Raw genomic sequence first — 16,109 nt, 5'->3', positions numbered from 1 at the left:
AAGTGAAAGGGGCAAACAACTGTATAAACGACGGAGTCAGACCATTGAGCGCAGCTTCGCTGACGCCAAAGAACTTCATGGGCTTCGTTATGCACGCTACAGGGGGCTTGCCAAAGTCAGAGAGCAATGCCTCCTTATTGCCGTGGCTCAAAACATCAAAAAAATGGCCTTGCTCCTCTCGAAGAGAGGAAAAGGCTTTGTGATCCGCCTAATTTACCAAATCTAATTTCCTTTATCTGTTTATTCCCCATAAACATGCAACCCCTGGCGCTTTTCTTGCGAAAAGAGCCAGGGGGTTTGTCATCAATCTCAGACCGGGAATTTCTCCCGGTCTTATTCCTTGTCGTGGGCTTCTTCCTTGGTGTTGATCATGTGGTGGGCGGTGATCACCAGCCGTCCCCACATTTCCTCCCGCTCCGGTCCGGTGATGCCCACCTCGTCCAGGGCCTCGGCCATGCAGGAGAGCCAGGCCTGGGCCCGGGAGGGGGTGATCGGAAAGGGGAGGTGGCGGGCCCGGAGCATGGGATGGCCGTGTTTTTGGCTGTACAGGGGCGGGCCGCCGAAAAATTGGGTGAGAAAGAGGCGCTGCTTCTCCATGACCGGAGTGATGTCCTCGGGAAACAGCGGAGCGAGCAGCGGATGGGCCTGTACCCGCGGGTAGAAGGCGGCCACCAGGCGGGCGATCGTGTCGGCGCCGCCGATTCGTTCGTACAGACTCTTGGGTTCCGTCATGCGCCCGCCGCCCCTTCCCGTTTCATCTCCCGGAAGGCCCGCTCCACCGCTTCGATGGTCCGGTCGATGTCCTCGTCGGAGTGGGCGATGGTCAAAAACCAGGCTTCGTACTTTGAAGCGGGAAGATAGACGCCGCTTTCCAGCATCAGATGGAAGAAGCGGGCGAAGGCTTCGCCGTCCGCCGCTTTCGCCCCGTCGTAATCCGTCACCGGCCGGTCGGTGAAGTAGACGGTGAAGGCGCCTCCCTTCCGGTTGATCTGAACGGGGATTCCGTACCGGGAAGCCAGTTCGGCGATGGCGCCGGCCAGTCTTTCCCCCGCCTGATCCAGCCGCTCGTAGGTTCCAGGCCTCGCCAGGGTTTCCAGACAGGCAATGCCCGCGGCGACGGAAAGGGGGTTTCCGGCCATCGTTCCCGCCTGGTACATGGGACCCACCGGCGCCACCAGCTCCATGATCTCCCGGCGACCGCCGTAGGCTCCGATGGGCAGGCCGCCGCCGATGATCTTGCCCAGGGCGGTCAGGTCGGGCTCCACTCCGTACAGCGTCTGGACGCCGCCGTAATGGAAGCGAAAGGCGGTGATCACCTCGTCATAGATCACCAGCGCGCCGGCGGCGTGGGCCAGGCGATTCACCCCTTCGAGGAAGCCGGGAGCGGGGGGCACGATCCCGAAGTTGCCGACCAAAGGTTCCACCAGGACGGCCGCCGTCTGATCCCCCCACCGGTCCAGGGCTTGTTCCAGCGTATCCAGCCGATTGAAGGGGACGGTGATCACTTCCCGGGCGATGCTTTGCGGAATGCCCGCGCTGTCCGGCATGCCCAGGGTGGACGGTCCCGAGCCGGCGGCGACCAGGACCAGATCGGAATGGCCGTGGTAGCAGCCGGCGAACTTGATGATCTTGTCCCGGCCGGTGTAGGCCCGGGCCAGGCGGATGGCCGACATGACCGCCTCGGTTCCGCTGTTGACCAGGCGCAGCAGTTCGCAGGAGGGAATCGCTTCCCGGAGCATCCGGCAAAAGCGGATCTCCTTTTCCGTCGGGGTGCCGTAGAGGGTACCCTCCGCGGCGGTTTTGACGATGGCTTCCGTGACGGCCGGATGGGCGTGGCCGAGGATGATCGGCCCGAAGGCGCCGAGATAGTCGATGTACCGGTTTCCGTCTTCATCCCAGAAATAGGCGCCTTGGGCCCGCTTCATGAAGACCGGGGCGCCGCCGCCCACGGCCCGGAAGGAGCGGGAAGGGCTGTTGACTCCGCCGACAATCACATCCAAGGCTTGTTCGTACAGTGCTTCAGAACGCTCCCGTCGCAAGTGAAGGCCCCCTTTGGCATCGTTTTGGTCCGCATTTTCGTTTCCCCGTCCTATTGTAACACGACCTGCGCGGGAAGGGGGGGAGGCGGATCAGCCTTCAGTTTGCGGCACGGGTCCTTTCACCTTGGCCTCCTTTTCTCCGGTCCGGTTGGACTGTCTGAGGGGGATTTCCCGCAGGAAGAAGGTGAGGAGGAAGGCGAGCAAGACGACGAGCGTTCCCGCGAAAAATACGTGTTCGATCGCCAGGGCGAAGCTCTCTTTCACCAGCTTGAGCAGGGATTCAAACAGCGGCGCGGCCCCCTCCGGAAGGGCGCTCCGAATGCGCTCGAGGCGATCGGGATCCATCAAAATCTGGGGATCCTGAAAGGAACTCCACATTTCGGCGTTGCCGCCCGCGCCCGAAGCCTGCGGCAGATCTTTCACCATTTGTTTCATTTCGCTTTCCATCTGGTGGGAAAAGATCGTCCCCATGACCGACACGCCGATGGTCCCGCCCATTTGGCGGAACAGCTGGTTGGAGGCGGTGGCGACGCCGAGGCGGGCGTGTTCGACGGCGTTTTGCACCGTCAGGGTGAAGATCGGGAAAGAGATGCCCAGCCCGGCCCCCACAAGAATGATGTTGATGACCGTGGTGTGCAAGGGGGTGTCGACATCCATCCGGGACATCGAGAAGAGCCCGGCGGCCATGACTGCCAGGCCGAACAGGGCCAGTTTCTTGTACCGGCCGGTCCGGCTGATGATCTGTCCGCTGACGGTGCTGGCGATCACCATGCTCAGGGTCATCGGCATCATGATAAAGCCCGAGGAGGTGGCGGAGACGCCCTGCACTCCCTGAACGAAGAAGGGCGTGTACATGATGGTTCCGAACATGCCCATCCCTGTCAGAAAACCGACGATGTTGGAAATAGTGAAGATCGAGTTTCGGAACAGATCCAGGGGCAACACGGGGCTTGAGGCCCGGACTTCAATCCACAAAAATGCGGCCAGGGCGATCAGGGTGAATCCGAACAGCCCGAGAATCTCGAAGGAGAGCCAGTCGTAACGGTTGCCGGCCCAGGAGAAGGCCAACAGCATCGGAACGATCGTCAAGGTCAGAAACAGAGATCCCAGATAGTCCACCTTTTCCCGCCGCCGTTCGGTGGCGGAGGGGAACAGGCGGATGATCAGAACCAGGGCGACCAGGCCGAAGGGGAGAAAGACCCAAAACACCCAGTGCCAATCCCAGTGGTCGACGATATATCCGCCCAGGGTCGGGCCGAAAACGCTGGCCAAGCCGAAGGAGGCGCTCATCAGCCCCTGCCAGCGTCCCCTCTCCCGCGGGGGGAACAGATCCCCGACGGAGGTGAAGGCCGTGGACATGATCATCCCGCCGCCGAATCCCTGGAGTCCGCGGTATAGGATCAGCTGGAGAATGGTGTCGGCGGTTCCGCACAGGAAGGAGCCGGCGATGAAGAGGGTGAGCCCCGCGAGCACAAAGGGTTTTCGCCCGTAGAGATCCGACAGTTTTCCCACCAAAATGGCGGTGACGCTGGAAGTCAGCATGAAGATGGTGAACACCCAGTTGAACAGGTCCATTCCGCCCAGATCGGCAACGATCCGGGGCAGTGCCGTTCCCACGATGGTTTGGTTCAGGGAGACGAACAGGAGCGATACCATAATGGCGATCAAGATGGTGATTTTTTTTCTTTTACTTAAGTGTTCCATCCGATCCCCTCCATCTTTTTGTTTTCAGATCAGGCGCTTCAACAGATCGTTCAGGGTGTGAATCGTTTCCGTCGGCAGTGAGGAAAGCTTCTCCTGAAAATATTTCTCCTTCTCCCGCAGCAATTGATCCATCCTCTTTCGTCCCGCCTCCGTGATGTGCAGTTCGACGGACCGCCGGTCCCGCTCGGACCGCCGCCGGACGACCCATCCCTTGTCTTCCAGCCGATCGGTCACGTTGGTGACATGGCTCAAAGAGACGCCCAGATCGTGGGCCAAATCGGTAATCCGCAGGGAGCCGTCCCGGTGCAGGATCTTGAGGACGTGGTATTCGGCCATTGTCATCTGATCGCCGAGCAGGTCGCTGAGATCCTTGTGGATGGACCGGAACACCACGCGGAGGGTGGATTCAAATTCTTGAATGGCTGCCAGACGGCTGTTCATTATTTCCCACTCCGAAATATTAACTAACTTAATCATCAATGATGTTAATTATATGGGGATGGCGAAAATGTGTCAAACGGGATTTTTTGTAAATCGGCGGCGAAAGACGGAGAAAAGGCGCCAAAAGTGAAATTGTAGCGGGTGAGTTTCTGTGATATGCTGATGGCAGCGAATTTTGTCATCGGGAAATGGCGTTTGTTTGACGAGGAGGCGGAAGAAGTGTCGTCGTTTTTCACGGTGGGTCAGCGGTATCGGGACCGTTATGTAATCGAAAGCGCCCAAGCCTTCCTGGACGGGGAACTGGCTGTCGCCCGCACGGATGAGAACGAGCGGTTCTACCTGCAGTGGACGAAACTCAAGAAGGCAACCAAATCCCTGGTGATTCAGCAGTACCGTTCCCTCAATCATCCGTTGGTCCTTCCCTTTGCCGAGGTGTACACCGAGGATCGCTCCATCGTGTTTATCCGTCCGTACGTGAATCTGACTCATCTGGATGAGATCCTGCAGATGCAGCCCTGGAGCGAGGAGGAGACGGTTCGTCTGACGAGGGAGCTGCTCCGGCTGGAAAAGATGTTGAACAGCCGCCCCCTTCCCATGTATCTTCTGCTGGATCCGCGGAACCTGGGTCTCACGGAGGACGGGGAGCTGAAGGTCTTCTTTTGCGGGGTGAGGGATTTTACGGCCCTGGAGCCGGCCATCGACTGGGGAACCTGGATGTACATGTGCATGACCGGGCAGATCATCGGGGAATCCCTGGTCAAGCTGCCCTCCGACTTTCCCTTTTCGGGGCCTGTGGCGCGGCTCATTGAGCGAAGTCTGAAAAGGGCTTCGGTCGATCAGGTTCTTTCCCAAATCGAAGCTTATGAAAAGAGGAAGAATTCTCCCGGCCTGCTGAGCCGCCTGTTCGGGGGAGACCGCCGGCAGCGGGAAGAAAAGCGGGAGGAGAGCCTGCGCCTTCCGCCGAAAAGGACCGCCCCGCCGGATTTTTCGGGAGGTAAGGGAAAACCCTATTTGGGGGATAGAATAAAAGCGAAGCATCCTGCCGGATTTTCCGGCACACCTCCGGCGGCCCCCGAGGCGCACAAAGTGATGTCTCATCCGGAAAGCCGTTGGCCCGCCCCGGGGGACAGCAAGCCGCATTTTACGGAAAGACGTCCGGATCTGGAGCGGCGGGAAGAACAGAAATCGCCGCCCTTCGCGAAGGAAACCGCGAAGGAAACGGAGACAAGGGGGGAGAGCGCTCCGGATCAGACCGCTTTTTCGCACGCGGAGACGCGGGAAGAGCACGTGCCGAGGCCGGCTCCGGAGGTTTCGGTGGCGAAAGCCGCCCCTCCCTCCGCAGAGGACGATCGGAGGCCGGATTGGCCGGCGGAGATGCCGGCGGAAACGTCCCCTCGGGCCCGGGACCGGCAAGAGACCGCGCCCGGAGAAGGGGAAGTCCCCCGGCGGATGCCGGAGCAATCTGCGGTCCGGGAGAAGGCATCGTCAGGGGAGGCGGCTCCTCAACCGCCGGAAGTACACCAGCCCTTGGAGGTCTCCCGGCCTCAGGCAGCGGACGGTCCTCTGCCGGCGGACCGGTCGCCGCGCGTTGTGCCGTCTGACCTTCCCGCGCGGCAGGAACAGGAGCGGAGGCAGATGGATCACCTGATCCGGGAACGCTTGATCCGAGAGCGAAGGGAACATGACCGCCTGGCCGGTCAGTTCCGGGAGTATGCCAGAATGATGCAGGGCGGGGGAGGGAATCGATAGGCAAACGGGGTGACGAAATGGAACAGTACAGGGTGCATCGGGATTCCCTGGGAGAAGTTCGGGTGCCCGCCGACAAGTATTACGGCGCGCAGACCCAGCGGGCGGTGGAAAACTTCCCCATCAGCGGGTTGAGATTGCCCCGCCGCTTCATTCGGGCCCAGGGCATCATCAAGGCGGCGGCGGCCCGGGCGAACCGCGAATGCGGGGAATTGTCCCCCGACCTGGCGGATGCGATCATCTCCGCGGCGGAAGAGGTGATCCAGGGAAAATGGGATGACCACTTCGTCGTGGATGTGTATCAGGCGGGGGCCGGAACGTCCCAAAACATGAACGCCAACGAAGTGATCGCGGGACGGGCCGCCGAGCTCCTCGGGGGGAAACCCGGGGACATGTCCCTGGTTCATCCCAACGACCACGTCAACCGGGGGCAGTCGACCAACGACACGATCCATGTGGCGATCAACATTGCCGCCGCCGAAGGGCTGGTTCATGAATGCATTCCCGCCGCCAGCGCCCTGGCAGGCGCCCTGTGGAAAAAGGCGGAAGAATTTCACGAGGTCCTCAAGTCGGGTCGGACCCACCTGCAGGATGCCGTGCCGATGCGTCTGGGGCAGGAGTTTGAGGGCTATGCGGCCTCCCTGGACGAGGCGGTGGAGGATTTGAAAAAGGTGTTGCCCGATCTTTACCGGATCGGCCTCGGCGGCAACGCCGTCGGGACCGGCATCAACACCCACCCCGATTACGCCCGCATCGCCATCGAGGATATCGCGAGACGGACCGGCCTGCCCTTCGTTCCGGCGCGGAACCGGTTCGCCTTCATGCAGAACACCGGGGCGGCCTTCAAAACCAGTGCGGCCCTTAAAGGCCTGGCCATCCGCCTGAGCAAGCTGGCCAGCGACCTGCGCCTTCTCTCCTCCGGTCCGAGAACCGGCCTGGCGGAGATTCGGCTGCCGGCGGTGCAGCCGGGCTCCTCGATCATGCCCGGGAAGGTGAACCCGGTGATGGCCGAGATGTTGAACATGGTTTGCTGTCAAGTGATCGGAAACGATGCGGCCATCACCTCCGCCGGGGAAATGTCCCAACTGGAGATCAACGTGATGATGCCGGTGATCGCCCACAATCTGCTTCAATCCATTCAGATCCTGACCAACGGCATGAACGCCTTCCGGAAGCGCCTGGTGGAGGGGATCGAGGCGGATCCGGACCGGTGCCGGCATTGGCTGGAACGTTCCCTCGCCCTTGCCACCGCCCTCAATCCGGTGATCGGTTACGACCGGGCGGCGGAGGTGGCCAAAAAGGCGTACCGGGAAGGGAAGACGATCAAGCAGGTGGTTGTGGAGGAAGGACTGCTGTCGGAAGAGGAAGCCGACCGGGTGTTGGACGTCCGGCGGATGGTCCCCTGACGGCGAAGGCGCACAGAAGGACCATGTGCGCCGGAACGTGTCGATGCTTGCATGTACCGGCCCGCGAAAACGGAGGGGTGACGCGCGCGCATATGTACAAAGGCCGGCGGGCCCGCAGCCGGCGGTTGATGGCGCCCGGCGAAAATGGCCCTTCGAGGGTTGAAACTGCCCGGTGAGGGAATCGACGCGGGGATGCCGCTGAATCGGGCGGGTCCGCCGGACCGATTTCGGCTTGGCTTCACCGGTGCCGAAGGAAGGAATCCGGTTGACGCACCGAATCGATTTTCTTTGTCCGCAAGGCGCCGGAAAAATTCTTCTTCCGGGGGCGTTCCAGAGGCCTCCGGGCGGGTTGCCGGGAAATATCTTTTGGAGGGGATCTGCGGGCCTGTTGTTCCGGAGATTCCGGGAGAAGAGCAAATGCCTTGTGGCGCGGAAGCGCATCCGTCCGGTGAAGCCGGGGCACCGGCCCGGAAGCTATTTAGCGTTTTTTCCGCGGGCTGTCATCCGTGATGGAAATGGGGTGTCCTTCCTTTTCGGGAAGGTCCCCCTTTTTCTTTTCTCGAACCGCCTTTTCGAGGAACCGGGCGATGCTTTTGCCGTCTCCGGTGGCGGACAACCCCACGTTCAGGGGGCCGCTCAAGGTTTTGATCGACAGTTCCTGGATTTTGTATTCGATGCGTTCGATGGTGATCGGCTGAAGGGATGCCAGTTTTCTTTTCAGGGCCTCATTTTCTTTCCGCAGGATGGCGATTTCCCGTTCCAGGTGATGAAGCCGGTCCCACAGGGTTGCGTACACGAAGACACCTCCCGTCATTTCTTTTTAAAATATATGGCCGTTTTCTTGCGGAAGCACCAAAAGGCGGGTGGCGGAACGGAACCCGGCTGAATACAATACGGATGGGCAGATGCCCCGCCGGATTTGCCGCTGAAGGGAGGATCAAGGATGGAATCCGGCTTCCCCTGGAGGAAATGGGTTCAATTGGCCGACCGGTTTTTGGGGGAAGACTTCTGGTCCGATCTTGAGAAGGAAGTTCCCGATTCCGTTCCCAAGGTGGATGTATACCATACCCGGAGTGAAGTGATCGTGTTGGTGGATTTGCCGGGAATGGAGGATCTCAGCCGGCTGCAGCTGAGGACCGACGGGCAGCATCTGATGATCAAAGGGAACATTCCCTCCCGCTATGATCGGCTGGATGTGTCCGTGGCGGAACGTCCCAAGGGGGAGTTTCACCGCTCCATTCCCCTGGGGGCATGGGTGACGAGGCACCAGGCAAGGGCCCGGTACCGGCGGGGGGTGTTGGAAGTCCGGTTGCCCAAAGTGTCGGCGCCGAAGACGGCGCCCATCCGGGTGAGGGAGGGCTGAACCGGGCACATCCCCCCGGCGGTTCACATAGCATAGGATGAGACCAAGCGGGGGGATCAGGGATGGGCACCGTGAACAACATCTTCAATGTGAAGATCAACAATGTGACCAGCACCGGATCGGTCAATTTCGGAAACACGATCCACATCGGACATGAGGCCAACAGCAAGGCGGTGGGAGGCGCCTACCAGTACGGTGATTTGGGCAGGATGCTGAGTGCCAGCAGCAACAAGTCGATCGATCCCGACTTGATCGATCAACCCTGACTTCCGGGGGGAAAACCATGATTCGGATCGAGATCGGCACCGTCAATATCGACACCGTCTCCCAGGCCGGATCCGTCAACTTCGGCAATACCTTGCACGTGCTGGAGTCTCCTTTTGAACGGGTACGCAGTCCGGAGGGGGAGGAGAGGAAAAGGGGGCGTGCAAAGATCCGGAATCCCTGCAGGAGAGGAGGTTGCCCCGAATTTCCTCCGCCGTTGCCGTATCCCCCCGGGTTGTGGTTTCCCTCTGTCCCGATGGTCGGATGGATGGGGGTTCCCTTTTTCTACTGGTGACGGGAGGAAGTGGGGGAGCGGGGGAGAGGGGATTTCGTTGAAACAGGTGACCACCGGCTTGTTGCTGTGTTTGATCCTGACGGACGCTTCGAGGAGAACATCGCCGGTGGTTCCGCCGATTTTTGGGAGGTCGGCGACGTTTCACATCCCTGCGGAAGAAGGCCCGGAGCTTGCGGATTTCATGGGGTGCGTCCGGCGGGAGACCGGCCTTCGCGGGCGCGCACCGGATCGCAAATGGGCGGAGAGAAAGGAAGAGAAGCGGGTTCGAGAGCTTTCTCCCCGACGGGAAAGGAACCGGTGGCTTGGCCCTTGACCATTTGCCAGGAGAGCGAAAAAAGGGCCTGTACGGGTTATATTTTCCGCCGCCAAAAAGAAGGCCGATCAGTGGTTCCGAAAGCACCTGGATACATATCCGGATGGGACAACCATTCAATTTTACGGTGCGAAAGATCCGAACTGGGTCGGAAGGATGGGATCCGGGGGCGGTGTGGTGGTCGTGACGGCCGGTGAGCCCCGAAATTGAAAAAAGGGTTGTGGAGGAAGCTGCGGAGGAAAACCGGGAGATGGCGAAAGATCCGGGATGAAATGATGAAAGAGGGGCGGATGGACAGTCTGTCCGCCCCGTTTTCTTTCCGGGATCCCCGAAACGCTCCCATACGCATTCCCCCGCGGGTGTTTTCCAAAGGTGCCCGTGGTACAATAGTACCGGCGGCGAATGGAAGCATTCTTCTGAAATCCGGGATTTCGCGGTTTCGGGTGACGGGCGCGCTCCGCCGGGGATTCGCCCGACGCCGGAGGCGGTCAGGAAAAATCGTTGGAGGTGTGATGGATATGCTGCAAGAAGGAGACATGGCACCCGATTTCACGTTGCCGGCCAGCAACGGAGAACAGGTGTCCCTGTCGGATTTTCGCGGAAAAAAGAATGTGATCCTTTATTTTTATCCGAAGGACAACACGCCGGGCTGCACCGCCGAGGCCTGCGATTTTCGCGACAGGGCCGGCGATTTCTCCGAACTGGACACGGTGATTTTAGGCGTCAGCCTGGATGATCTTCAATCTCACGAAAAATTTATCCGGAAATACAACCTGCCCTTCCTGCTTCTTTCCGACACCGAGGCGGAGGTGTCCAAGAAGTACGGGGTGTACAAGGAAAAAAACATGTTCGGCAAAAAGAAATGGGGAATCGAACGCTCCACGTTCATTATCGACAAGGAGGGGCGCCTGGCCAAGATTTACCGCAAGGTCAAAGTGGACGGCCACGTGGAAGACGCGCTGGCCTTTGTGAAGGAACATCTTTCCTGATCCGGACAGGGAGGGGAAGCCCTTGAGCGAAGTCAGCGCCTATTCCCTTCCGGAGTATTACGATTGGATCTCCACCGGCCTGGACGGGGACATCGCCTATTATGTGGGCCTGGCCGAAAAGAGCGGGGGGCCGGTGTTGGAGCTGGGGTGCGGCACGGGCCGATGCAGTTTGGCCATCGCCCGGGCCGGCATCGAAGTGACGGGTCTGGACCTCTCCCCGGCGATGCTGGATCGGGCCCGGAAAAAAGCCGATGAGATGGGCCTTTCCGACCGGATTCGCTGGGTGGAGGGAGATATGAGCCGCTTTGATCTGGGAGAGCGTTTCCCTCTGATCATCATCCCCTATCGCTCCTTTCTTCATCTGATGACGGTGAAGGAGCAACTGGCCGCCTTGGCGGCGGTTCGCCGGCACCTGGAGGAGGACGGGCTGTTCGCCTTCAACGTCTTCGTCCCGAAGGTGTCCGATTTGGTCGAACAGGACCGCCGCATGACGTACCGGGGCTCCTTTCCGGTGCCCGGATGCGACCATTCCGTGGACGTATATGACTGGACGGAATTTGATCACTTTCTCCAAAGGGCCCGCGTCGTTCGCCACCTGGAGCGTTTTGACGGAGAAGGCCGCTCCCTGGAGCGGCGGCGGACCGTCTTCTGGTTCCGGTACATCTATCCGGCGGAGCTTTTTCATCTCCTGCGGTTGGCCGGATTTCAGGTGGTAAGGCGTTACGGCGATTTCAGGGGTCGTCCCTTCGATCGCCAAAGCAGCGAATTGATTGTGGAGGCCAAGAAGATCTAAGGCCGGGGCCGGCGGAGGCCGTCAAAAAAGAGACCGGGAGACCGCGTCCTCCCGGCACCCGTCGCGGGTGAAATCCCGGTCCGCAGGGTGCCTCGCCGGGGATCTGCGAAGGCGGGGGACAGGGCGAGTCCTGGGGATTTCTTTTTTGTTTCCCGCGGGATGCCGATAGAGGGATGCCGCACGGGATTCCTGGATCCCCGGAGCCGGTCAAACCGCTGGACAGTCGGGACGGGCCCGCGATTTTTCGGTACAATGGACCTGTAATGCAGCAAAAGCAAGTTCCGGGGGAGGAGAAGACCTTTGACTCAAAAAGCGAGCGGACGGGTTCCGATCCGGAAGATCATGGATACGTTGGCGGCCATGTATCCGGATGCCCATTGCGAACTCCGCTTTCGCAATCCCTTTGAGTTGTTGATCGCCACCATCCTGTCCGCCCAGTCCACCGACCGTCAGGTGAACAAGGTGACGGAGCGGCTGTTCGCCAAGTATCCCACTCCCCAGGATTTTCTGTCCCTTTCGGAGGAGGAGCTGGCGGAGGAGATCCGCGGGTTGGGACTGTATCGGAACAAAAGCAAAAATATCCTGCAGACCTGCCGCATTCTCGTGGAACAATACGGGGGAGAAGTTCCGGCGGAGCGGGAGGCGCTGGAAAAACTGCCCGGAGTGGGGAGAAAGACGGCCAATGTGGTGTTGAGCAATGCCTTCGGGATTCCTGCGCTGGCGGTGGATACCCATGTGCACCGGGTTTCCAACCGGCTCGGTCTTGCAACCAGCAACAACCCTTTGGAGACCGAGAAGCAACTGACCCGGAGGATCCCGCGAGAAGAATGGTCGATCGCCCACCACCGCCTGATCTGGCACGGGCGGCGCATCTGCAGCGCGCGCAATCCCAAGTGCGGGATCTGCGATTTGGCTCCCTACTGCCGGTTCGCCAACAAAGCGTGAAGAATGCTCCATTGACAAGATGAGCTTTTACGGCGTAGACTATTTATAGGTATTCTTATGTGGAAATGAATGTTTTTTGGGCGGGAAAGAGAGGTGGATGGCTATGGCCACGGCGCCGGACCGCTTGAGGAAAGCGGTGGAAAAGTTGAAGGCGACAGGCGTCCGCATGACGCCCCAGCGTCATGCGATACTGGAATATCTCCTGTCTACGATGAGCCATCCGACCGCCGATGAGATCTACAAGGCGCTCGAGAAGGATTTTCCCAACATGAGCGTGGCGACGATTTACAACAATCTGCGACTGTTTAAAGAGGCCGGTCTGGTAAGGGAACTGACCTACGGCGATTCCTCAAGCCGTTTTGACGCCAATATGAGCGATCATTACCACATCATTTGCCGACGGTGCGGAAAAATCACGGATTTCGAATATCCTCCCCTCATTGAGGTGGAGGAAGAGGCGGCGAGAAAGACCGGCTTTCGGGTCGATTCTCATCGGATGGAAGTGTATGGCTTGTGTGCTGAATGTCAATGATGAAAATCAAGGACGAAGGGAACATCCCCTGCACCTGTTGCAGGGGATTTCCTGTGAAAAAACCGGGAATCCGCCGGCCGGCGATTCCCGGTTTTCCCTTTTCTAAAGGAAGACACTGATGGCGATGATCAGGACGTAGGTGAGTGAGACGGCGGTTAACCCGGCCAGCCATTTGGTGACGGGCCGATCCCGGAGGATGGCGTGGATGGCCAGTCCGGTGAAGAGGAGGATGGCAACGATGGTCATCAGATACAGCAGACTGTAAAACATGAGCGTTCGCCTCCGATGTTACGGCACCGGAATTTTGCCGAGAAAGGCGAATTTGCGGTTGAGCTTCGCCACTTCTTGGATGGTGGTGCCGGTCATTTCGTACAAGTCTTCGATCAGGCCGTGTTCCTCCTGGGTTTGCTTTGCCGTCCGGGTGGCGGGCTCCAGCAATTGTTCGTTCAAACGCGAGATGGTCCCCAGTTGTTCCATCACCATGGCCGTGTTTTGGTTCAGCCTGTCCAATCCCTGGACGATTTTTTGTTCGCTCGCCTGCACGTTGGCCAGGCTGTTGTTCATCCGGGAAAGGAGGTTGACGGTGTTGTCCAGTTTGACGTTCATCTCTTCCACAACCACCGCCGTTTCCCGCAGCGGCTTCAGTTGTTCGTTGGTCGTGACCGTAAGCTCATGGGCCTTGCGGATGTTTTTGTGAACGTCGGCCATCACCCGGTTGGTTTCCTGCTGTGTCTTGATCTGCTGAAGGATGCCCCAGCCCATCAGCCCGAGAAGCCCGAGATTGATCAGAATCACGATGGAACGAACGAGCATGGGAACTCTCCTTTCGTCAGGGAAGAAGCGGCTCCAACAGCCGTCTCAGCAATCCGCCCTTCGGTTTTTTCTCTTCCGGTTTCGTCTCCTTCGGGGATTGAGACGCAGGCTGTTCTTTCGGCGTTTCCTTGACGGACCCGGATTTTTCCTCGGGGGCCGGGAGAATTCTGCCCACGGTATTTTTCAGGGTCTCATCCAATATGTTTTTCACGGTTTCCAGTCCGCCCTTGATTTTGGCGAGAAAACGGAAGTTGTGCACGGAGGTGTCCAGCTCCGCCAGCAGCACGTCCATGCGGTTGTTCATCTGGGCCGTGGTGTTCGCCACTTCACCGGTGTATTCAGCGACCGTGCCGAGCTGATCCACGGTGGCGATCATCTGTTTCTTCACCTGGTCCGCCCGGTCCGCCGTCTGCTCCGTCAATTGGGCCGTCTGTTTCTCCCGTTGGAGGATCTCTTTCATCAGCTCGCGGGCGCCGATGTTGCCCGCCAGCTGGTTGTCCAGTTCCTTTTTGATGTTTTCGTTCGTCCGGATCTGTTCCACAAGAAGTTCATTCTGATGCTTCAGCCCCTCCAGGGCCTCTTCCGCCTTGGCCACTTCCCTTTCCAGCTTTTTCGTGTCCTCCAACATCCCGCTGGTCCGGTCCACCAGGTCGCTGGTCAGTCCGAAAATGTTGTACTGGGCCAGACCCGGGAGCACGGCGGTGTCGCTCCATTTGGCCAGGGTCGGGGTGGCGGCGACAAAAAAGGCGAAAAATCCGACGAGGAGTGCCACTTTCCACTTGGGGCCGCCGAAATTCCAGTGGTTGAAGTTCACGGGCGTCACCTCCTCACCGTGGTTTCCGGCAGGAATTTGGTTTTTTCGTTCATTTGCCGGAGGTTGGCGTTGATCTCCGCCTGAAGGGACTTCATGCGGTTCAGGGTCCGGACGATCTCCTGATTGGAGGCTTCAATGGATTGAAGGGTTTGGATGCTGGTGCTGACGGACGTTTCAATCTGTTTCAGGTCCTGGTAGGTGACTCCCGTGTTCTCGCCGATGGAGTTTACCCGCTGGGAAATGGCGGCGACGATTTGATCCAGTTCCCGGAGTTCCTTGTCCAAACCGGCGGTGTTGCTTTCAATCCGGGACACCTTTTTGCTGAGGGATTGGCTTTTCTTTTTCAATTCGGCGATGGCGTCCAGTTGGTCGTTCATTTTTTTGGATTTTTCGGCGGAGAGGGCCAACTGTTTTTCCAATTCCCGGGACAGGGACACCATGTCCCTTTGCATGTAAAGCTGCAGCCAGGTGTTCCCGGCGTTGACCGCGAGCAGCACCGTGATCAGCAGGGTGGTGATCTTGAGCATGTTCATCGGGTATTCACCCCGGGCAGCTTGCTGTTCATGTGACGGGTTGAATCGAGAATCTCCTTCAAGTATTTCTCGTCCTCCTTGGCGGTGCTTGCGAGGTTTTTCAGCATCTCGTCCATTTGTTTCATATAGGGGTCAAGCTCCGCGAGGTTTTGGCTGATGGACTGAATGTCCCGCTTCGAGGCGGAGGAGTGCTTCAGCATCTGGTCGTTGAGGCGGAGCGTGTCGGCGTTGTAATCCACCACCTTCGACAGAAGGGTCAGCAGCTGATCCGTCTTTCCGATGGCATCGTCCAGCCCCTTGTCAGCCCGGTCCATGGTGGAAAGCATTTTGCTCAGCTTCCCGTTTTTGTCGATGATGGAGGACTGGACCTGATTCAGGGTTTTCACCGATTCGAGATTGGATTCCAATCCGGCGTGAAGGCGCTTTAAATTTTGCGTCATGGTGATGCCGTTGATCAAAAAGCCGCTCAGGAGAAGGAGGGCGACGATGGACAAGGTTTTTCGAATCATGAAATCTCCCCTTTACGGCAGAGAGTTGGCCGCTTGCCGGCTTTTCGCCGCTGCCGATTTCAGTTTGCCGGTGAGCACCTGATTCTGCTGCAGCGCCTTTTCCAGCTTGGCTTTGGTGTCCAGGGTGATCGTCCTGAGCTGGTCGGTCTGGTCGACCTGGGCCTTTGCGGAGGAGGAGATCAAGTCCATCTTGCCGCTGAGAAAGGAGCTGAGATCGTTCAGGTCTCGGCTCAGATCGACCTGGTCTCCGGTGACCGATTCCAGATCGCCCAGGGTGAAGGACTGATCCTTGAGCCCTTCGTTGACCGTTTGCAGTTTTTCGTGGACCTGCGCTGTCTGGCCCGACTTTTGGCTGATGGAAGACAATCCGCCCAGGATGTTTTCATTGACGAGGCCCAGTTGTTGGTTGTTTTGGCCGATCCGCTCCAGCATGCCGTTGAGATCCACCTGCTCTTTAAGCCCTTTCAGGGCGCTGACCTCCGCTTCCCGATCCGCTGAAAAGGGAAAAGGATTGTCCCCTTTCCCGGACTTGTCGGCGAACAGCATGGGAAGAGAGACCGTCAGTCCGAAGGCGATGACGGAAGCGAGGATGGCGGGGAGGTAACGCATC

Annotated in this window: 21 protein-coding genes; 10 read left to right on the top strand and 11 right to left on the bottom strand. The window is 59.0% G+C overall.

Translation table 11 applies throughout. The features are described from left to right. On the top strand, nucleotides 1–226 hold a 226-nt coding region (locus BM063_RS14425; RefSeq protein ID WP_177199187.1), incomplete at its 5' end, for a transposase. Nucleotides 227–333: 107 nt separating this feature from the next. Here BM063_RS14425 and BM063_RS14420 read toward each other — a convergent pair. From BM063_RS14420 to BM063_RS14405, 4 genes are all read right to left on the bottom strand, one after another. Beyond that, the gene (locus BM063_RS14420) at nucleotides 334–732 is read right to left on the bottom strand and encodes a globin domain-containing protein (RefSeq protein ID WP_092040517.1); all 399 of its coding nucleotides are present in this window, start codon (nucleotides 730–732) and stop codon (nucleotides 334–336) included. After that, nucleotides 729–2,039 (bottom strand): glutamate-1-semialdehyde 2,1-aminomutase, encoded by a 1,311-nt coding sequence (locus BM063_RS14415; RefSeq protein WP_092040515.1) that lies wholly within the window; start codon nucleotides 2,037–2,039, stop codon nucleotides 729–731. Before BM063_RS14415 ends, BM063_RS14420 begins: the two co-directional genes overlap by 4 nt. A gap of 90 nt (nucleotides 2,040–2,129) precedes the next feature. Then, nucleotides 2,130–3,743 carry an MDR family MFS transporter gene (locus BM063_RS14410; protein ID WP_092040512.1) on the bottom strand — a complete coding sequence of 538 codons (1,614 nt, stop codon included), beginning with the start codon at nucleotides 3,741–3,743 and terminating at the stop codon, nucleotides 2,130–2,132. Nucleotides 3,744–3,767: 24 nt separating this feature from the next. Beyond that, on the bottom strand, nucleotides 3,768–4,184 hold the full coding sequence (locus BM063_RS14405; RefSeq protein ID WP_177199186.1) for a MarR family winged helix-turn-helix transcriptional regulator: 417 nt from the start codon (nucleotides 4,182–4,184) through the stop codon (nucleotides 3,768–3,770). 156 nt (nucleotides 4,185–4,340) lie between these two features. Between BM063_RS14405 and BM063_RS14400 the strand changes: the two genes are divergently transcribed. Together BM063_RS14400 and BM063_RS14395 are read left to right on the top strand one after the other, a co-directional pair. Beyond that, a complete protein-coding gene (locus tag BM063_RS14400; RefSeq protein WP_092040507.1) occupies nucleotides 4,341–5,933 on the top strand; it encodes a hypothetical protein in 1,593 nt (530 codons plus the stop codon). Nucleotides 5,934–5,950: 17 nt separating this feature from the next. Further along, a complete protein-coding gene (locus BM063_RS14395) occupies nucleotides 5,951–7,336 on the top strand; it encodes a class II fumarate hydratase (protein WP_092040505.1) in 1,386 nt (461 codons plus the stop codon). Between the two features lie 478 nt (nucleotides 7,337–7,814). Here BM063_RS14395 and gerPC read toward each other — a convergent pair whose 3' ends face one another. Next, a complete protein-coding gene (gene gerPC / locus BM063_RS14385) occupies nucleotides 7,815–8,132 on the bottom strand; it encodes a spore germination protein GerPC (protein WP_177199185.1) in 318 nt (105 codons plus the stop codon). 147 nt (nucleotides 8,133–8,279) lie between these two features. Between gerPC and BM063_RS14380 the strand changes: the two genes are divergently transcribed. The 7 genes from BM063_RS14380 to perR all read left to right on the top strand — a co-directional run bounded on the left by BM063_RS14380 (nucleotide 8,280) and on the right by perR (nucleotide 12,830). Beyond that, nucleotides 8,280–8,699, top strand: a complete 420-nt coding sequence (locus BM063_RS14380) for an Hsp20/alpha crystallin family protein (RefSeq protein WP_092040496.1) — start codon at nucleotides 8,280–8,282, stop codon at nucleotides 8,697–8,699. Between the two features lie 62 nt (nucleotides 8,700–8,761). Then, a complete protein-coding gene (locus BM063_RS14375) occupies nucleotides 8,762–8,965 on the top strand; it encodes a spore germination protein (RefSeq protein ID WP_092040494.1) in 204 nt (67 codons plus the stop codon). A 17-nt stretch (nucleotides 8,966–8,982) separates the two neighbouring features. After that, entirely contained in the window at nucleotides 8,983–9,258 is a 276-nt protein-coding gene (locus tag BM063_RS14370) for a hypothetical protein (RefSeq protein ID WP_092040491.1), read from the top strand. An 831-nt stretch (nucleotides 9,259–10,089) separates the two neighbouring features. Next, nucleotides 10,090–10,560, top strand: a complete 471-nt coding sequence (gene bcp, locus BM063_RS14360) for a thioredoxin-dependent thiol peroxidase (RefSeq protein ID WP_092040523.1) — start codon at nucleotides 10,090–10,092, stop codon at nucleotides 10,558–10,560. Between the two features lie 22 nt (nucleotides 10,561–10,582). Next, the gene (locus tag BM063_RS14355) at nucleotides 10,583–11,353 is read left to right on the top strand and encodes a class I SAM-dependent methyltransferase (protein ID WP_092040486.1); all 771 of its coding nucleotides are present in this window, start codon (nucleotides 10,583–10,585) and stop codon (nucleotides 11,351–11,353) included. Between the two features lie 342 nt (nucleotides 11,354–11,695). Next, the gene (nth, locus tag BM063_RS14350; protein WP_092040520.1) at nucleotides 11,696–12,298 is read left to right on the top strand and encodes an endonuclease III; all 603 of its coding nucleotides are present in this window, start codon (nucleotides 11,696–11,698) and stop codon (nucleotides 12,296–12,298) included. Between the two features lie 103 nt (nucleotides 12,299–12,401). Further along, nucleotides 12,402–12,830, top strand: a complete 429-nt coding sequence (gene perR, locus BM063_RS14345; protein ID WP_092040483.1) for a peroxide-responsive transcriptional repressor PerR — start codon at nucleotides 12,402–12,404, stop codon at nucleotides 12,828–12,830. A gap of 102 nt (nucleotides 12,831–12,932) precedes the next feature. On the opposite strand, the gene BM063_RS17740 is transcribed toward perR, so the two are convergent. The 6 genes from BM063_RS17740 to BM063_RS14320 are packed head-to-tail and all read right to left on the bottom strand — an operon-like array spanning nucleotide 12,933 to nucleotide 16,108. After that, nucleotides 12,933–13,100, bottom strand: a complete 168-nt coding sequence (locus tag BM063_RS17740) for a hypothetical protein (RefSeq protein WP_177199184.1) — start codon at nucleotides 13,098–13,100, stop codon at nucleotides 12,933–12,935. Between the two features lie 18 nt (nucleotides 13,101–13,118). Further along, nucleotides 13,119–13,643, bottom strand: a complete 525-nt coding sequence (locus tag BM063_RS14340) for a hypothetical protein (protein ID WP_092040481.1) — start codon at nucleotides 13,641–13,643, stop codon at nucleotides 13,119–13,121. Nucleotides 13,644–13,659: 16 nt separating this feature from the next. Continuing rightward, nucleotides 13,660–14,457, bottom strand: a complete 798-nt coding sequence (locus tag BM063_RS14335) for a hypothetical protein (RefSeq protein WP_092040478.1) — start codon at nucleotides 14,455–14,457, stop codon at nucleotides 13,660–13,662. Between the two features lie 5 nt (nucleotides 14,458–14,462). Continuing rightward, nucleotides 14,463–14,990, bottom strand: a complete 528-nt coding sequence (locus tag BM063_RS14330; RefSeq protein ID WP_092040475.1) for a hypothetical protein — start codon at nucleotides 14,988–14,990, stop codon at nucleotides 14,463–14,465. After that, nucleotides 14,987–15,499 (bottom strand): hypothetical protein, encoded by a 513-nt coding sequence (locus BM063_RS14325; RefSeq protein ID WP_092040473.1) that lies wholly within the window; start codon nucleotides 15,497–15,499, stop codon nucleotides 14,987–14,989. Before BM063_RS14325 ends, BM063_RS14330 begins: the two co-directional genes overlap by 4 nt. 12 nt (nucleotides 15,500–15,511) lie before the next feature. Beyond that, on the bottom strand, nucleotides 15,512–16,108 hold the full coding sequence (locus BM063_RS14320; RefSeq protein WP_092040470.1) for a hypothetical protein: 597 nt from the start codon (nucleotides 16,106–16,108) through the stop codon (nucleotides 15,512–15,514). Nucleotide 16,109 lies beyond the last annotated feature (1 nt).

It is taken from the genome of Planifilum fulgidum (assembly GCF_900113175.1).
Lineage (GTDB): Bacteria > Bacillota > Bacilli > Thermoactinomycetales > DSM-44946 > Planifilum > Planifilum fulgidum.
The sequence above is the reverse complement of the archived record's forward strand: the minus strand, read 5'-3'. Positions and strand labels throughout refer to the sequence as shown.